13 protein-coding genes are annotated in these 15,008 nt (G+C 56.5%); 4 read left to right on the top strand and 9 right to left on the bottom strand.

Annotation, left to right across the window (positions count from 1 at the left end; genetic code table 11):
- Positions 1-93 precede the first annotated feature (93 nt).
- A complete protein-coding gene (locus IEX74_RS02400) occupies positions 94-876 on the bottom strand; it encodes an energy transducer TonB (protein ID WP_188810576.1) in 783 nt (260 codons plus the stop codon).
- 170 nt (positions 877-1,046) lie between these two features.
- Here IEX74_RS02400 and IEX74_RS02395 point away from each other — a divergent pair, with 170 nt between their 5' ends.
- The 4 genes from IEX74_RS02395 (at position 1,047) to IEX74_RS02380 (ending at position 7,727) form a co-directional block, all read left to right on the top strand.
- A complete protein-coding gene (locus IEX74_RS02395) occupies positions 1,047-2,180 on the top strand; it encodes a hypothetical protein (protein ID WP_188810575.1) in 1,134 nt (377 codons plus the stop codon).
- A 36-nt stretch (positions 2,181-2,216) separates the two neighbouring features.
- A complete protein-coding gene (locus IEX74_RS02390; protein ID WP_229755085.1) occupies positions 2,217-4,070 on the top strand; it encodes a MutS-related protein in 1,854 nt (617 codons plus the stop codon).
- A gap of 125 nt (positions 4,071-4,195) precedes the next feature.
- Positions 4,196-5,164, top strand: coding sequence for a bestrophin family protein (locus IEX74_RS02385; protein ID WP_188810573.1), 969 nt, complete (start codon positions 4,196-4,198; stop codon positions 5,162-5,164).
- Between the two features lie 370 nt (positions 5,165-5,534).
- On the top strand, positions 5,535-7,727 hold the full coding sequence (locus tag IEX74_RS02380) for an FUSC family membrane protein (RefSeq protein ID WP_188810571.1): 2,193 nt from the start codon (positions 5,535-5,537) through the stop codon (positions 7,725-7,727).
- Positions 7,728-7,739: 12 nt separating this feature from the next.
- Here IEX74_RS02380 and IEX74_RS02375 read toward each other — a convergent pair whose 3' ends face one another.
- From IEX74_RS02375 to IEX74_RS02340, 8 genes are all read right to left on the bottom strand, one after another.
- Complete coding sequence (locus IEX74_RS02375) at positions 7,740-9,281, bottom strand: carboxypeptidase-like regulatory domain-containing protein (protein WP_188810569.1); 1,542 nt, start codon at positions 9,279-9,281, stop codon at positions 7,740-7,742.
- A gap of 61 nt (positions 9,282-9,342) precedes the next feature.
- Entirely contained in the window at positions 9,343-9,717 is a 375-nt protein-coding gene (csgH, locus tag IEX74_RS02370) for a curli-like amyloid fiber formation chaperone CsgH (RefSeq protein ID WP_188810567.1), read from the bottom strand.
- Between the two features lie 143 nt (positions 9,718-9,860).
- Positions 9,861-10,457: a hypothetical protein gene (locus tag IEX74_RS02365; RefSeq protein ID WP_188810565.1), complete on the bottom strand. Its 597-nt coding sequence runs from the start codon at positions 10,455-10,457 to the stop codon at positions 9,861-9,863.
- A 129-nt stretch (positions 10,458-10,586) separates the two neighbouring features.
- Entirely contained in the window at positions 10,587-11,228 is a 642-nt protein-coding gene (locus IEX74_RS02360; RefSeq protein WP_188810563.1) for a hypothetical protein, read from the bottom strand.
- A 253-nt stretch (positions 11,229-11,481) separates the two neighbouring features.
- Positions 11,482-12,870, bottom strand: a complete 1,389-nt coding sequence (locus tag IEX74_RS02355; protein WP_188810561.1) for a CsgG/HfaB family protein — start codon at positions 12,868-12,870, stop codon at positions 11,482-11,484.
- Positions 12,871-12,951: 81 nt separating this feature from the next.
- Complete coding sequence (locus IEX74_RS02350) at positions 12,952-13,386, bottom strand: curli production assembly/transport component CsgF (protein ID WP_188810559.1); 435 nt, start codon at positions 13,384-13,386, stop codon at positions 12,952-12,954.
- A gap of 51 nt (positions 13,387-13,437) precedes the next feature.
- The gene (locus tag IEX74_RS02345) at positions 13,438-13,836 is read right to left on the bottom strand and encodes a CsgE family curli-type amyloid fiber assembly protein (RefSeq protein ID WP_188810557.1); all 399 of its coding nucleotides are present in this window, start codon (positions 13,834-13,836) and stop codon (positions 13,438-13,440) included.
- A gap of 416 nt (positions 13,837-14,252) precedes the next feature.
- Positions 14,253-14,894 carry a response regulator gene (locus tag IEX74_RS02340; RefSeq protein ID WP_188810555.1) on the bottom strand — a complete coding sequence of 214 codons (642 nt, stop codon included), beginning with the start codon at positions 14,892-14,894 and terminating at the stop codon, positions 14,253-14,255.
- Positions 14,895-15,008: the final 114 nt, after the last annotated feature.

Below are 15,008 nucleotides of genomic sequence, written 5' to 3'. Positions count from 1 at the left end.
GTCTGTAGTTCTGCTTCGCCGCCAATAAGTTAAGCAGCGCATTGAACGAGTGGTATAGTATAACAGACGAACAACGGCCGCGGTTACTTTACGCTACAGCTGAAATACGATGGGCAGCACCATTTTCTGCCGCAGCGGCTGGCCTTTGTAGCGGGCTGGGTTCCACTTGGGCGCGGCTTTGATCAGGCGCAGCGCTTCTTCGTCGCAGCCAGAACCTAGGCGCTTCACGAGCTTGGTATCCGCCAGGGAGCCGTCTTTCTGGACCACAAACTCCACCATCACGCGGCCTTCCACCTTGCGCTGCCGGGCCAGGGCCGGGTAGCGCAAGTTCTCCTGAACCCAGGCAAAAAACGCGTCGGTGCCGCCCACGGGCCGGGCAGGCTCATCGGGCGTTATGATCTGCGGTTGGTCGGAGCTAAGGTTAGTAGGAGCAGGGGCACTGCCGGTTTCGGAGCCCTGAGGAATCTGGAAGGTAACCGGAATGCTGACGCGCTGCCGCACCTTTTCGCCGCGCTGCTGAGCGGGCGTCCATTTTGGCCCACCTTTAATCAGCCGGATGGCTTCCGCATCGAAGGCAGGAGCGAGGGGTTGTGGCACCGTGACATTGGAAACCACGCCGGTTTTCTCCACCACGAAAGTCACGTTCACGGTGCCTTGCAGGCCTTGCTGCAAAGCGGCCGTGGGGTATTGCTGGTTTTCAGTGAGGTAGTGCGCGTACGCTTCCACACCGCCCAGCGGCACGGCGGGCTGCGCCACCGCGTCGTAGATTTCGTTGGCTTTGGGGGCTTTCGGGTACTTGAGCTTCTGTTGGGCGTGGGCAGTAAAGCTAGCTGCACCTAGCAGCGCCACGATTATCAAACGGGAAGAGATTGTCATATGGGTAGTTATAAAAAGCGTAGTGTCATTCCGAGCAGCGCGAGGAATCTGAGTTTATGGACCTAGGTAGATAACTCAGATACCTCGCGCTGCTCGGAATGACAAAGGAAATGGCACCTAGGTTTCAAGCTGAACCTTTAGCTTGCGTTGCCTATCAAAAGTCAATTGCTATGCTTCATTCTATTGTATGCTTTCGCTCTACGCTTATAACCGCCGTAATAGCCTTGCTCACCTGTCAGGCTGAACCGCACAAGACGCCCAAGGAGCCAACCGCTACAGTAAGCCGCCCGCTGGTAGCCGATGCCGTTGATTTTGCGGGCGTGTATGATGGAAAGCTAGGTGACAAGTACCCGATCCGCTTACTGATCAATGCGCAGGAACCAAACGATTCCGTTTGGTGGGGTGAGTACTACTATCTGTCAAAAGGCGAGCTGATTTCCCTCCGCGGGCACCTAGATGCGGCGGGTAATTTGAAGCTGCGCGAGTACGGCGCTGGTGATAATAAGCCGGCAACCGGCGTGTTTACGGTGCAGCTACCCACAGCGCAGGAACTGACCGGCACCTGGCAAGCACCCGATGGCACCCGGAACCTATCTGTTGCGCTCCGCCGCTACGATGGAGCCGCACCACCTGGGCGCTCCTGCGCTGTGCAGGTGCGGGAACGTACCTACTTCGGCCGGTACACTGTGCCGATTATCACTACTTCCGACAAAGGCGTAAATAAGCTGCTGGCCAAGCAGTTCAGTATTGAGGCAGCTACAGGAACGAGCCTAGCCGATCTACGCGAGCAAGCACCGCCGAAAGATGCTATTCGAGGCTTTATGGACTTGTCTTTCGAGGAAAATTATAATGCAAATTGCCTGCTGAGTATAACGCAAACACAAGAAGATGTAGGGGCTAATGTGAATTCTGGTATAACTACTACCAGCTTAGATCTGCGCACCGGTTTTGGAATTCAGATAGGCAGTGAAATCCGGCAGGAGAAGATGGCAGCATTCGTGGCCTACTGTGATGCTCAGCTTCAGCAACAAATAGCCAAATATGTGCGGGAAAATGGGTATTTCGATGCAAGTGATAGTGTTGGCTTAAACGGTCAACGGTTTAGCTACGACAACCTAGGAACAATCATTATTCGGAAGGACACCGTAGCCTTGCCGTATGGCGTTGAATATGCTGATATGTACTATATGATGTATAAGCAGTATCAAAGTGCCTTTGCGCCCACCATCAGCTTTGCCGCGTTGCAGCTCTACTTACGCCCCAACAGCCCCTTGCGGCGGCTGGCACCTAAGCAGCAGCCATAGCCGTGTATCTTTAGCGGAAACTTTCCTTTCGTGCCCGTGCCTGCCACTGACTTTCGCCCCCTCACCGTACCGCCCGCCGACGTATTCCTGGAAAACCAAGCCGTGCACGCCGCGCGCGAGCAGCACTACGCCGCCCGGCATCAGGCAGTGGCGTGGCTGCGGGTGGTGGCGTTTGGGCTGAGCGCTTTTGGCGTGTATTACTTGTTTAGTCTGGGGCAAGTGCAGGGGGCGTTTGCGCTGCTGTTCGTGGCCTACCTGGTATTTCTGCTGCTGGTGCGCTGGCACGGCAGCGTGGGCTACCTGCGCGAGCACCACCGCCTGCTCGGCGAGTTGAACCACAACGAAACCGCCCGGCTGCAAGGCAAGCTAGGTTCCTTCGATGCGGGCCTGCGCTACCTCGATGCTGCGCATCCCTACGCCGCCGACCTAGATGTGTTCGGCGCGCACTCCTTGTTCCAATTGCTGAACCGCGCCACCTCCCGGCTGGGCCACGACTGGCTCGCGGGTTGGCTGCTGGCGCCTGCACCCGCTGCTACGGTGCGCGAGCGGCAAGCCGCCGTAGCCGAGCTAACTCCCGACCTAGGTTGGCAGCAGGAATGGCAAGCCCGCGCCCGCCACTTTCCGCGCCAGGATGCCGACCCACGCCAGTTCACGACGTGGCTGCGGCAGCCCGATTTCTTCGCCGATAAAGGCTGGCTGAAAGCCTTGCTGTTTGTGCTGCCGCCGCTGGCCGTCGCCACCGTGGTGCTGTGGCTGACCGGCAATGGCGCCGGCCCGCTGCTGATAGCCGTGGTGGTGCTTGGCAGCCTGAACGCACGTTTTCAAAAAGCCAGGGCCGACTACTTCCAGCACAGCATGGCTATGCGCGACGCTCTGCGCGCCTACCACGATCAGCTCGCTTTGTTTGAGGCGCGTACCTGGCAGTCGCCTATGCTGCTGCGCCTGCACCGCAGCTTGCACGCGGCCGAGAACGGTACGCCGGCTTCCCGGCTCATCGGGCAGCTGTCAAGCATTGTGGGGCTGTTTTCCATGCGCGAAAGTCCGGCCATTGCGGTGCTGGCCAACAACCTGCTGCTGTGGGACTTCTTCTGCATGTGGCGGCTCGAAGGCTGGAAGCGGCGCCTCGGCGGCCAACTCGATGCCATGCTGGAAACCGGGGCCGAGCTGGAAGCGCTGGTGAGCTTGGCAGGGTTTCAATTTGCGAATACTAGCTATGCCGTGCCCGAAATCAGCGCGGCCACGCTGGAGTTTACGGCTCAGGACCTAGGTCACCCGCTCATCTTTGCCGCCCAGCGCATCCGCAACGATTTTAGCACCGTGGGGGCGGGGCACACCGGCGTCGTGACGGGCTCCAACATGTCGGGTAAAAGCACGTTTCTGCGTTCGGTAGGCCTGAACATGGTGCTGGCGCTGGCGGGCGCCGCGGCCTGCGCCCGCCAGTTGCGCGTAAGTCCGGCACAAGTGTACACCGCCATGCGCACCCAGGATAACCTAGCCGAAAGCACGTCGTCGTTCTACGCCGAGCTGAAGCGCCTGCGCCTGCTGCTGGAGCTGTCGACCACGGGCGAGCCGGTGTTTTACCTGCTCGACGAAATCCTGAAAGGCACCAACTCCCGCGACCGGCACCGTGGCGCCCGCGCCTTAGTGCACCAGCTGCACCAACGCCCAGCCAGCGGCCTCGTCAGCACCCACGACCTGGAGCTAGCTAGCTTGGCCGACGAGCTGCCCGGCTCGGTGGTGAACTACAGCTTCAACAGTACCATCGAGGGCGACGAGATTCGGTTCGACTACCACCTCACGCCGGGCGTGTGCCGCAGCTTCAACGCTAGCAAGCTCATGCAGCTGATGGGCATTGCCATCGAGGACCACAGCGACGAGAATGAAGGCTGATCCGGAGAATAAGCGGCAAAAAGAGTAGTTTTAACATCTTAATGTCACGCTCTTACCTTGGTCCCGCTATTCACAACGGGCTGAGGCAGTAGCGCCGCCCTCAATAGTCGAGTTATCCCCTTGCTATGTACGTTCGTAATAATCTGCGCCTGCGCGTTATCTGGAAATTCGCATGGCGGAGTGTCATTCTATACACTGTTTACTCAACGGTAGTATGTTATTTGTACGGCCCTTTGCAGCTGCGTTCCCTGGATATTCCGTGGCAGCCCGTGGCTACCCTAGGTACGGCCGTTGCCTTTTACATTGGCTTCAAAAATAACGGGTCCTACGACCGTTTTTGGGAGGGCCGCAAGCTGTGGGGCGGTATCGTAAACTACAGCCGCTCGTGGGCCATTCAGGCCCTGGAATACGTGACCTCCGTGGTAGATGCGCCGGGCGTAAATGCCCCCGGTGCCTCCGCCGAGGAGCTGACGCACTGGCACCAGCGCCTCGTGTACCGGCAAGTGGCGTGGGTGAATGCCGTGTGCCTGCACCTGCGTCGGCAGCCGGAGCTGTGGGACACCGCCGTGGCGCCCTATCTCGACCATGACGAGTCGGAGCGGATGCGGCACTACCGCAATGCCCCGGCCCAGCTGTTGCGTCAGCAAGCCGCCGATATGCGGGTGCTGCGGGAAGAGCGCGGCCTGCTCAACGACTTCCAGCACGTCACGATGGTCGACACGCTACGTGAGCTGTATAACCTGCAAGGCGGCTGCGAGCGAATCAAGAACACGCCGTTCCCACGCCAGTACGCTTACTTCAGCTACCTGTTCGTCCAGATTTTCTCGTTTCTGTTGCCGTTGGGTCTGATCGGTGAGTTTGAGAAAATGGGCCCGAGTCACTTCTGGCTCACGGTACCGTTCTCGGTGCTGGTAGCCTGGGTGTTCAACACGATTGAAGCCGTCGGGCACTTCAGCGAAAATCCGTTTGAAAACGAGATGAACGACGTGCCCATGACCGCCATTTGCCGTTCCATTGAAATTGACTTGCGTGAAATGATGGGCGAAACGAAGCTGCCGCCACCGCTGAAGCCAGTGGATGATGTTCTTTATTAACACGTTATGGATTTCATGTAATCCATCATCCGGGCTCCGGATAACGTACCGATTATCCACTTCAAACCGCAAAACCTAGGTTATCTTGCCCATGGAAACGTAGCAAGCTTAGCTAGGTTGGTAGAAAAGCCGCTCCAGACAAGAGCGGCTTTTTTGTGAGCTACAGGCTGGGTTACTATTCCCACGACGAGCTATTAAGAACCAGTCGGCGCCCTCAGGTCAGGCCACGGCTGAACCAGAATAAGCAGATCAGCTTGTCAGCCTTCACGCTGTTTTCCGTATAGTACCCCATAAGCAAGCCCAGACATGAGGCTGGAACTGCGTCAGAACCTAGGTTTGGTGCGGCCCCACAACCCTGTCAACCGCTCCGATGAATTCGCAAACCCGTACGATTCAGTACTTTCTCTTCAGTCAGGATTTCTCTGATGGCGTGCGCATCACGCTGGCTGTGCTGCTGCCCGCGTTGTTGTTTGCGCAACTAGGCGAACTCGCTACCGGCGTCACGCTCTCGACCGGGGCGGTCTGCATTAGCATCATTGATACGCCGGGGCCCGTCGTGCACAAGCGCACGGGTATGCTGTACGGCAACCTGGTTGTTTTTCTAGTTGCTCTGCTCACGGGCTTTGCCCGCTTCAATGCCTGGACTCTAGGCCTAGAGGTGCTGGCACTCAGCTTCCTGATGACCATGCTCAACGTGTACGGCAACCGCGCAGCCTCGCTTGGGTCGGCGGCCTTGCTGGTCATGATTCTGACGATGGATCAGCCGCTCACGCCCGCCGAAGTGCTCGTGCACAGCGGCCTGGTTCTGGCGGGTGGCGTGTGGTATATGGCTCTGGGGCTGGTGCTGTTTCGGGTGTGGCCCTACCGACCGGCTCAACAGGCGCTGGGCGAGTGCATTCATGCCATTGCTAGGTACCTCAAGCTCAAAGCTGCCTTCTACCGCATCCGCACCGATCTGAATGAGGATTACCGTCAGCTTGTGGCGCAGCAAGTTACGGTAAGCGAAAAGCAGGACGCCGTGCGCGAGCTGCTGTTCAAAACGCGTCAGATCGTGAAGGAATCCAACGCGACGAGCCGGCGTTTGCTGCTCACCTTCGTGGATGTGATGGATTTGTATGAGCACATTACTGCCACCTACTACGACTACGCCGCCATCCGGACGCAGTTTGGCCACACCGGTATTCTGGAGGAAATAGCTAGCCTCATCGACCTGATAGCCGCCGAGCTGGACAACATCGGCTTTGCCATTCAGGCCAACCACTCGTTTCGGAGCCGCAGCAATTTCCCCGAACGTCTGGAACATCTGAAGGCCCGCATTGACGCGGTAGGGGAGCAGGAAAAAGGCACCAGCAACCTGGTGCTCAAGAAGCTCCTCATCAACCTGCGCAGCCTCACACAGCGTCTCGATGACGTGTTAAACTACTTCAATGCCAAGTCGGAGTCGGTGCCCACCCGCCACACCGAGCAGGAGTACATGCGTTTCGTGTCGCACCAGGACTACGACCTGAAAGTGTTGCGCGACAACCTAACCTTCAGCTCGTCGGTTTTCCGCCACTCCGTCCGGATGATGCTGGCCAGCGGGGTAGCATTTCTGGTAGCCAAGCTGCTGTTTGCCGGAAACCACAGCTACTGGATTGTGATGACGACGGTGTACATGCTCAAGCCGGCCTTTAGCTTTACAAAAGAACGTAATTATCAGCGCGTTATCGGTACACTGGGCGGTGGCTTTATTGCCGTTGTTTTGCTGCTGCTCACAGACAACAAAGATCTGCACTTCGCCTTTCTGCTGTTCTTTATGGTGCTGTCGTACAGCTTCCAGCGGCGCAATTACGTGGTGTACGTCACGTTTATGACGCCTTTCATTCTCATCCTGCTAAGCTTCCTGGGGCTGAGCTACCTGGATGTGGCCGAAGAGCGCATCAAAGACACGGTTATTGGTTGCGTCATTGCTTTCTTGGCGGGCTACCTGCTGTTCCCGAGCTGGGAGTTTGAGCAGCTCAACGATTACATGCGCGATGTGCTCAAGGCCAACCTGAGCTACTTGCAGAAGCTTGCCGAAGGTCTCGCTGGCAAGTCCATTAGCCTGACCGAGTACAAGCTCACGCGCAAAGACGTGATTGTGAGTTCGGCTAACCTAGCTTCCGCCTTCCAGCGGATGCTTTCGGAGCCAAAAAGTAAGCAGCGCAACAGCGAAGATGTGCACCAGTTTGTGGTGCTCAACCACATTTTGTCTTCCAATATTGCGACGCTCACCTCCACCTTGATGGCGAAAGAGCCCACCGAACAGCCCCACGAAGGCATCCGGGCCGTTCGCCGCTCGCTCTCGGTGCTGAATGCCAGCCTCAAAAAGTTGGACCCTGCAATGCCCGAACCTAGCCTCCTGGATGTTGCTGGCCCCGCCGAAGCTCCAGCCCGGCGCAAAGACCAGCTCACGGCCGACGATCGGCAACTAATCGAGCAACTGGACTTTATTCAGAAGGTAAGCAGTGATATTGGTCGGGTGACCGATGCAATGCTCCGGGTAGAGCCGGTGCCGCAGGAGCCGGTTGGTGCGCTGGCCTAGGTTCGGGCGGGCTTACTTCCAGTCGGGTAGCGTCGCGTTCTGAAACAGCCGGGTGCGGTTGCGACCATCCAGATCCATTACCCACACCTCGGGCGGGCTGAGGTTGTCGTTGGAGGTGTTCACGAAGATGATCTTGCTGCCATCGGGCGTGTAGTGCGGGTACAGATCATTGGTGCCTGCGGGCTTGGTGTTCGGCGTGCCCGGCACCGAATTGCCGGCCGAGACATCTATTGTCGAGCCATCGGCCCGCAGCATCAGCACGTGAGCGTTCAGTTGTCGGCCCGTGGCATCATTAAAACCAGCTAGGTCGCGGGTGTAGAGAATATCGCGCCCATCGATACTGAATGAAGGCGAATCGAGGCGGCCGGGCAGGTTGCCGAGTACAAGCGTTGGATTCGAGCCATCGGCGTTCATCAGGTAAACCTCGGAATCAAATGGGTCAGTGCCAATAGTTTGAACCAGAATCCGGTTGCCTTGCGCCGTCCAGTCGCACTCCCGGAAGTGGCGGCCGGTAGGGGCAGTGGCTAGCACCGCATGGCCCGTGCCGTCGCGGTTGACGCGGTACAACACGTTGTAGTGCGCATAGATCAGCTGCGAGCCGTCCGGCGACCAGCGGTAGCCCACGCCTGGGTTATTGTAGCCATCTACCGAGAACAAGGAGATGCGGCGCTTATCAGAACCATCCCGATTCATGGTGTAAAGCTGAAACTGACCTAGCTCGTTGGACGTGTACGCCACCCGGTCGCGGTTAGGACTGAGCTGGGGCGCCGTTTCTACAAAGGCAGAGTTGGTCAGGCGTACTATGTTATTGCCTTGATCATCAGAAGAATAAATGTCCGTGTTGCCGTTCACCGCTCGCACGTACAAAAAGCGATTATCGGGCAAAGCACGCGTCCGGAACGACCACAGGCTGCCGCGCACCGCCACGCCGGCCTTGTTGCGGACCGTGACTTGCCAGAAGTATGTGGTGTTGTAGAGCAGTCCCGAAGTCTGTACGGTCGTGTCGGCGGCATTGGTTAGCAGGGTTCGCCGCCCGGTCGATCCGCTTTCTACCAGTTCCACATCATAGCGCAGCGAATCGGAGCGGATTGAGTTGATCGGGTGCCACTTCAGCATCACGTTAATGGGCTGATCGGTAGCCTGGTCGGTGGGCTCAGGCTTAACGGGTGCTGAAGGCGCTACGGCCGAGGCGGCCATTTCGAGCAGCAACGACACCTGCACGGTTGTGTCTTCCACCACCGTTACATTAGTCTGAACTTGCTGGTAGTCCACTTTGCTGGCCGTAATGAGCAGCTTGCCAATGGGCGCGTCGGAGATGGTAAACTTGCCTTGCGCATCCGTGACGTATGAGCTGGTCGCCGGGTTGGTACTGATGGCAACATTAGACAGCGGCTTGTTCGTACGGGCGTCCAGCACGATGCCTGACAAGGAACCCACTTGGGCGGGCTCTACTGTCGTTTCTTCACAAGCAACGGCAAATAGCAGTGTGAACAATAGGCAGGTGGTCTTCAGCAGCGAAAAGCGCGCTAAGGTGCGGGGTAGAGCGAGAAGCATGGAAATCGGGTGGGTGAGGCTGAACGCGAGGAGCGGAATAAGAAAATAGAGTGTTAATAAGTTATCCTTCTGGTGATTGCAGTACTGAATCCTGGGCAAGCAGCCGGCCTTCCTGGCTGAGGATGCGCAGCCGGATGCGTAGGGCATCTTTCGGGGTCGCATTCAGCTGTTGGCGGGCCAATACAGCTTCCTGCCGGGGCGGCACATCGAACGCACCACCCTGCTGATTGTGAGAGCGGCCGCCCTGGCCCTGCCGATCCAGCAACAACTCGTAGCGGTAGTGGCCGGGCGTAGCGAGCAGGTTGCGGCAACGGCCCGTCACGGTCAGTATCGTGCCTTCGCGACCTAGGTCTAGGTGTGCCTCGCACGGCGCCGGTGCCTGCGCTAAAGTGGGCGCCAGAGAGAGCAAGCTAGCATAAAGAAGATTACAGTTCATAAAAGACAAACAGACGATCTAAATAATATAAGTGTTTTTAAATATAAAAGAATTTTTAAAATATTTCGCAGAATAATTTAAAAAAGAAACGGCCACTACTACAGTGGCCGTTTCTTTCATGGCTGGTATGGTCGAGGTGAAGGTTAGGGTGTTGTTACGCGGCCCTGCTCAACGCTCACCCGGATGCCTTGTCCGCGCATCTCAATGCTGTAACCTTGCGGCGATTGGCGCGTGGTTTCGAGCTGGGTAAGCACATTGTCGTTGCCGGTTTGCGTCACCTGGTACTGGCGGTCGTTGGCGCTGACGGTGCCCAGTACTTTGTTCCGCTCCCCATTCTGCATGACGTCGATGTCGTTGTTCGTGCCCGTAACGTTCAGCTCGGCTTGGTTGAAACTGCCATTCTGCGAAACAGAAGTGGTGTTGCCGGCTCCCGTCTGCGTAATGTCGGCTAAGTTGTACTGCCCCACCTGTAAGATAAACGCTTGGTTCTGGTTTCCGGCCGTGTAGTTCTGCGTTATGGTGGCGGCATTGCTTGTGCCCGATTGTGTCAGCTCGGCCAGGTTACGGGCATCGAGGCTGTTGAGCGGGGTGGCGGTAGATACCCGCTCAGGACCTAGGTCTTCAATCAGGCGCTGTTCGGCGGTGCTGGCCTCGCTGCGGCCGAGCACTTGTGCCTGCGCTACGCCCGCTTGCAGGCCAGCCCAGAGGAGTACACTGCCTGTCAGAAAAGCTAGGTTCATGGAGCCAGCGGAAAATGTTTGTGTCGAGCAAGTTACAACTTGGCGCTAGCTAAATCAAGCCGGACCCTGTGCTCCGGCGGGAAGCTAGGTCCGGCTTGATTTAGCTAGGCTAGGTGTAGCATTTACGACTTAGTTGTGGTCTTGGGTAACGAAAGCCGTGTTGCTGTTGCCCTGCTGGATGGTAGCGCTCCACTGGTTGCCAGTAGTACCCGAAGCCGACGACGTGCTGCCGCCCTGAAGGGTAACGGCCGTGTTGAGGTTGCCTTCCTGGAGTTGGATGGCGTAGTTAGAAGAGCTTCTTTGGTCGATGCCGGCGTGGTTGCCTTGGCCAGTGCCGAACTGACGTTGGATGGCGTAGTTGTTCGAGCCAACTTCCGTGATAGAGGCAATATTGTTGGAGCCTTCCTGAACCTGCGAAGTCACGTTGTCATTACCAGTCGTGCTGGTATAGGCAATGTTTCGTACGCCAACACCAGCGCCAACGCCTTTTTGCACCTGGAAGCCATCGTTGCCATTGCCATTCTGTAACAGGTCAGCGGTGTGAATGCTGCCAAGCTGGTTTACGTTGCCGTAGTTGTTGCTACCAACCTGCTGCACGTAGGAGTCGTTGTCAGAGCCGAGGCGGGTTGCCGGAATTGGTGCTAAAGAAGAACCGGGAACAGCAAAGCTAGGTGCACCGTTAGGGCCACCATTAGGAGTGAGGGCAGGAGCTTGGGCATGAGCAGCACCGGCTACAAATAGGAGGGCAGCAAGAATCTGAATGGTTTTCATACTGTAGGAGTGGGTTGTACAGCTATTCGCTTGTGTGGTGATTAATTGTTTTTAGCTATGATTTTTTTGTCTTTCCGGAAGAACGATTCAAATTTAAATAAAATAATTAATAAAAAAAGTTAGAATAGTTCATTATTTGAAAATTCATAGGGGCATCGTTATCTATTAAGGTCTTAATAAGTTTTTATAAAAAAAATACAAATAATTCTTGATTGCAAACGTTTAAGTAGCTGATCAAAGTAAGCTGGCATAACTATTTGGTACGCCGACCTAGGTACAGCACCACACCAAAGCGCCCGGCCCAATAGTAGTCGTTGTACTTGCCCTGGTTTATCTCATCCAGGCGGTCATTTAGGAAGGTATGATTGTCCGCACTTAGGTTAAGGCCCAGGGAAGAAGTCACGAGGTATTCGGCACCCACGCCGAACACTACGTGGGGTAGCAGGCCATTGCGGGAGGTGAACGTGGGGCGGTTGCGCGTGGTGATGCCCGCACCTGCCAACAGGTATGGTGTAAAACGCTCGTGCGGCAGCACCCGCATCTGTACGCCCGTTTCGAGATAGTTGAAATTCTGGTCGAAGTAACGCTCGGCGGCCAGGTTGCCACGACCTAGGTTCAGGAACGAGGTCCAGCGGCTCTGGCCCCACTGCCGTCGTAGCGTCAGCTCCACGTTTGGCCGCGTCAGGGTATGGGCTAGGTCGCCGGAGTAGCGCTGGGCAGCGCCCGTCAGGCCAATACCGATGAAGCCTGGTCGGTCCATCTTGCGGTTGCCAAGCACATCCAACTCAAGGTTTTCTTCCTTCTCCTTCTGGTAAGCCAGCATTGCCGGGCTGGTCAGCGCAGTGGGGTCGCGCGGAGCCCATAAGCCCGCCTGCATACCCTCGTAGATCAAGGCTTCCACAGATTTTTCGATGGCTTCTTTCACGGCCATCTCGCTGGGCTCGTTGTAGGTGAAGCCGGTTTCCGTTTCCAGCAGCCGCTTGAAGCTGACAAACCGGAATAAGCTGGCGTCTACCTGCTGCGAAAGAATGGTTTTAGACGTGTAAACCGTCTTCATAATGCGGCCCGTACTGGTGCTGATAGCCCGCAGATATACCGTAACGCGGTCTTGCCGGTACTGCCCCGAGGCCGAAGCTCCGAAGTAGCGGATGCCTGCTCCGCCGGTCAGCATATTGGCATCGTAGGAAATAATGCCGCCTTCCAGGATGATACCTGCAAACAGCAATGGGGGCAGCGCGGGCTGCTTCTGGCCGGTTTGCTCCGTGTATTCGGCGCGGGTTGAGCGGATAATTTTGCGCTCGTTGAGCAGATTACTCAGGTTTTCGCGCTCGATTGGCTCAAACCACTGCGATTCTTCCAGGGCCCGCAGCAAGATGCTGGTGGCGCCCTGCGTGACGGCGGTGGAAAAGCTGGAGCCGTTGAGCTGGGGCTTGTACTGGCCGGTCTGGTCGCGGAACTTGTACACGGCCACTACGGCTTTTTCTCTGGCGGGCGGCAAAGCGCGCAGCTCAGTGTTTCCTGCGACTTCGGCTCCTAAGCGGGCACGTTCGGTGTTAAGAGGTTGATGAAAATAAGGGGCACAGCTGCTCAAAAGCAGCAACAAAGCGGCGCCCAACAAGCGGCAGCCTGAACGGATAAACATGAGCCTGTAAGCAAAAGAATAATGATCCGCCCGGAATAATCGGGCTGTACGTACCTAGGTATAGTAGCGAGGGAAAGCAGCTTACGGCCCGTTGGGTACCGTAACGGTTGTCTGGTTGCCGGTAGAGACATCCGTGACCTGAATGGAGACCCCACTACTGCCCGGCGTCACCTGAATCCTGTAGTTGCCCACAGTGTAGTTGCCTTCCCGAATGGCGCCCGTGCCAAACTGCGCCGTGATGAAGCGGTTGGTAAGCTGCGCCAGAATCTGCTGATTCAAATTAGCAGCAAAGTTGCTCAGCGGATCCGCCGCGGCTGTGCTGGCCGAGCGCGTAGCGGGGTCCGGAATGGAGTTCTGGGCCTGGGCTGAACTCAATAGCCACGAATAATTGAAGGTGTTGCCGCCCCCAAATGAGGGATTCTTTGGCTCATAGATAAAGTCTTGGGCTTTTGCCTGCCGCAGACCTAGCGTCAGCAGCGTTAGCAGGAGTGCCCAGCGAAGTAAGGGTACTTTCATGCGGAAGGTGAAGAACGAATGGGTGGGAAAATAGAAAGGATAAGCGGAACGTCAGAATGTCTCTTTGCCGGGGTTATCCGGCCCTTGTTCGAGCTGCTGGCCTACATTTTTGGCATTGATCAGATACCCTAGGGCTACTTCGACCCCGTAAGCGGCAGCTTCTTCGATTATCTCGTAGCGTGGTTGCAGCGGTAACTCCAGCAGCTCGTTTTCATTAACCTCAAGCGAAACCAGCGAATTAATCCCGCGGCTTGGTTTCTCCCGAATCACAACGGTGAAGTCACCTAGGTCTTGGGGCGGCTCCCACTGAGCGTAGAAAACATCATAGAAATCATGGCCCATCTTCGTGATTGTCTGGTCGATAACCAGGCCTTCTATTTCGGTAGGACGAAAGCGACGTTGTTGGTTGGCTTGCACCGTGTCTTGGCCTTTCGCGGTACTCTGCAACAAAAGCTGTAGGGCTTCTTCTAGCTTTTTGGGTGGTAAAGGAGCCGGTTTTTCTGAGTTTTTTGTGGCTTCCTGAGCAGGCTTCTTAGGTTGCTGTTGCGCGTGTGCTTTCCCTATAGGCAGGCCTAAAACCAGTATGCCGCCTACGGCAAAACAGCACCAGCGTTTACCAAAAAGGTAAGTTGAATCACTAGACTGCTGCTTCTCTGAAGCAGGCGCAGCACTCCGTGCCGAGCGGTACAAACCGTTCGAAAATAGCCTAATGAAAGCTACCCACAAGTGCATGGATTAAAACATAGTAAGTCTTGCATAAATATAGTGGCTTAGCTAAATAATCCAAAACAATATAAATAAATTTCATAAACAATCCGGCAAGATCCTTTTTTGGCTTCCAGATGCCACAAAAGGAGCAACAGATGCTACAAGCCGTAGTCGATAGCAAACTGCACCAAAGCCGCTACGTTGCCTAGCTCTAGCTTGTGCATAATGTTGCGGCGGTGCGTGCTGATGGTAAATTCAGCCAGGCAAAGCCGCTCGGCAATTTCGCGGGTGGTAAGCCCCTGGCGGACAAGGCTGATTACCTGCCGCTCGCGGCCAGAGAGGCGGTGCAGCCGCAAAAGCGGATCGGTCTGAGCAGTTGAAGCTTGAGCCAGCACGGCGCGGGCGTGTTTTGGAAACACAGTTCCGCCGGCTCCTACCGCCCGAATAGCGGTCAGTAGCTGTTCCGCGTCGGCCGACTTAGGTACGAAGCCGCTGGCCCCGGCCGCTATCAGCCGATCTACCAGCTCCGGTGCCGCGGCATTGCTGAACACCAGCACGCGTAAAGCAGGCCACTGCTGGCGCAACTGAGGCAACAGCGTGAGTCCATCGACGCCGGGCAGGTGCAGGTCGAGCAGCAGCACATCTGCTGGCGGCAGTGCACCCGAGCCAAGCCAGGTGAGCAGCGCCTGACCATCGGCGAACTGCTCAACAACCGTCAGGTCAGGTTGTTCTGCCAGCAGCAGGGCTAGCCCCTGAGCCAGCATTCGGTGGTCATCCAGAATGAGTAAGCGAGAGGACATGCGGGTCAGGGAATGAAATAGTAAATTTGGCGAAGTAAAAGGTAGGGGCCGTGAAGCTGTAATAAGGTAGGCTATAATAAGTGCCTAAGCTCACTATTTCGTCTGCTTACTACG

Origin of the sequence: Hymenobacter cavernae (assembly GCF_014641455.1) — a bacterium.
GTDB lineage: Bacteria > Bacteroidota > Bacteroidia > Cytophagales > Hymenobacteraceae > Hymenobacter > Hymenobacter cavernae.
This window is presented reverse-complemented; position numbering and strand designations above follow the sequence as displayed.

What these genes read in the sequence shown, in the direction of transcription:
- IEX74_RS02400 (WP_188810576.1), bottom strand. Translation starts at nt 876, where the DNA reads ATGACAATCTCTTCCCGTTTGATAATCGTGGCGCTGCTAGGTGCAGCT.
- IEX74_RS02395 (WP_188810575.1), top strand. Translation starts at nt 1,047, where the DNA reads ATGCTTCATTCTATTGTATGCTTTCGCTCTACGCTTATAACCGCCGTA.
- IEX74_RS02385 (WP_188810573.1), top strand. Translation starts at nt 4,196, where the DNA reads ATGTACGTTCGTAATAATCTGCGCCTGCGCGTTATCTGGAAATTCGCA.
- IEX74_RS02380 (WP_188810571.1), top strand. Translation starts at nt 5,535, where the DNA reads ATGAATTCGCAAACCCGTACGATTCAGTACTTTCTCTTCAGTCAGGAT.
- IEX74_RS02375 (WP_188810569.1), bottom strand. Translation starts at nt 9,281, where the DNA reads ATGCTTCTCGCTCTACCCCGCACCTTAGCGCGCTTTTCGCTGCTGAAG.
- csgH (WP_188810567.1), bottom strand. Translation starts at nt 9,717, where the DNA reads ATGAACTGTAATCTTCTTTATGCTAGCTTGCTCTCTCTGGCGCCCACT.
- IEX74_RS02365 (WP_188810565.1), bottom strand. Translation starts at nt 10,457, where the DNA reads ATGAACCTAGCTTTTCTGACAGGCAGTGTACTCCTCTGGGCTGGCCTG.
- IEX74_RS02360 (WP_188810563.1), bottom strand. Translation starts at nt 11,228, where the DNA reads ATGAAAACCATTCAGATTCTTGCTGCCCTCCTATTTGTAGCCGGTGCT.
- IEX74_RS02355 (WP_188810561.1), bottom strand. Translation starts at nt 12,870, where the DNA reads ATGTTTATCCGTTCAGGCTGCCGCTTGTTGGGCGCCGCTTTGTTGCTG.
- IEX74_RS02350 (WP_188810559.1), bottom strand. Translation starts at nt 13,386, where the DNA reads ATGAAAGTACCCTTACTTCGCTGGGCACTCCTGCTAACGCTGCTGACG.
- IEX74_RS02340 (WP_188810555.1), bottom strand. Translation starts at nt 14,894, where the DNA reads ATGTCCTCTCGCTTACTCATTCTGGATGACCACCGAATGCTGGCTCAG.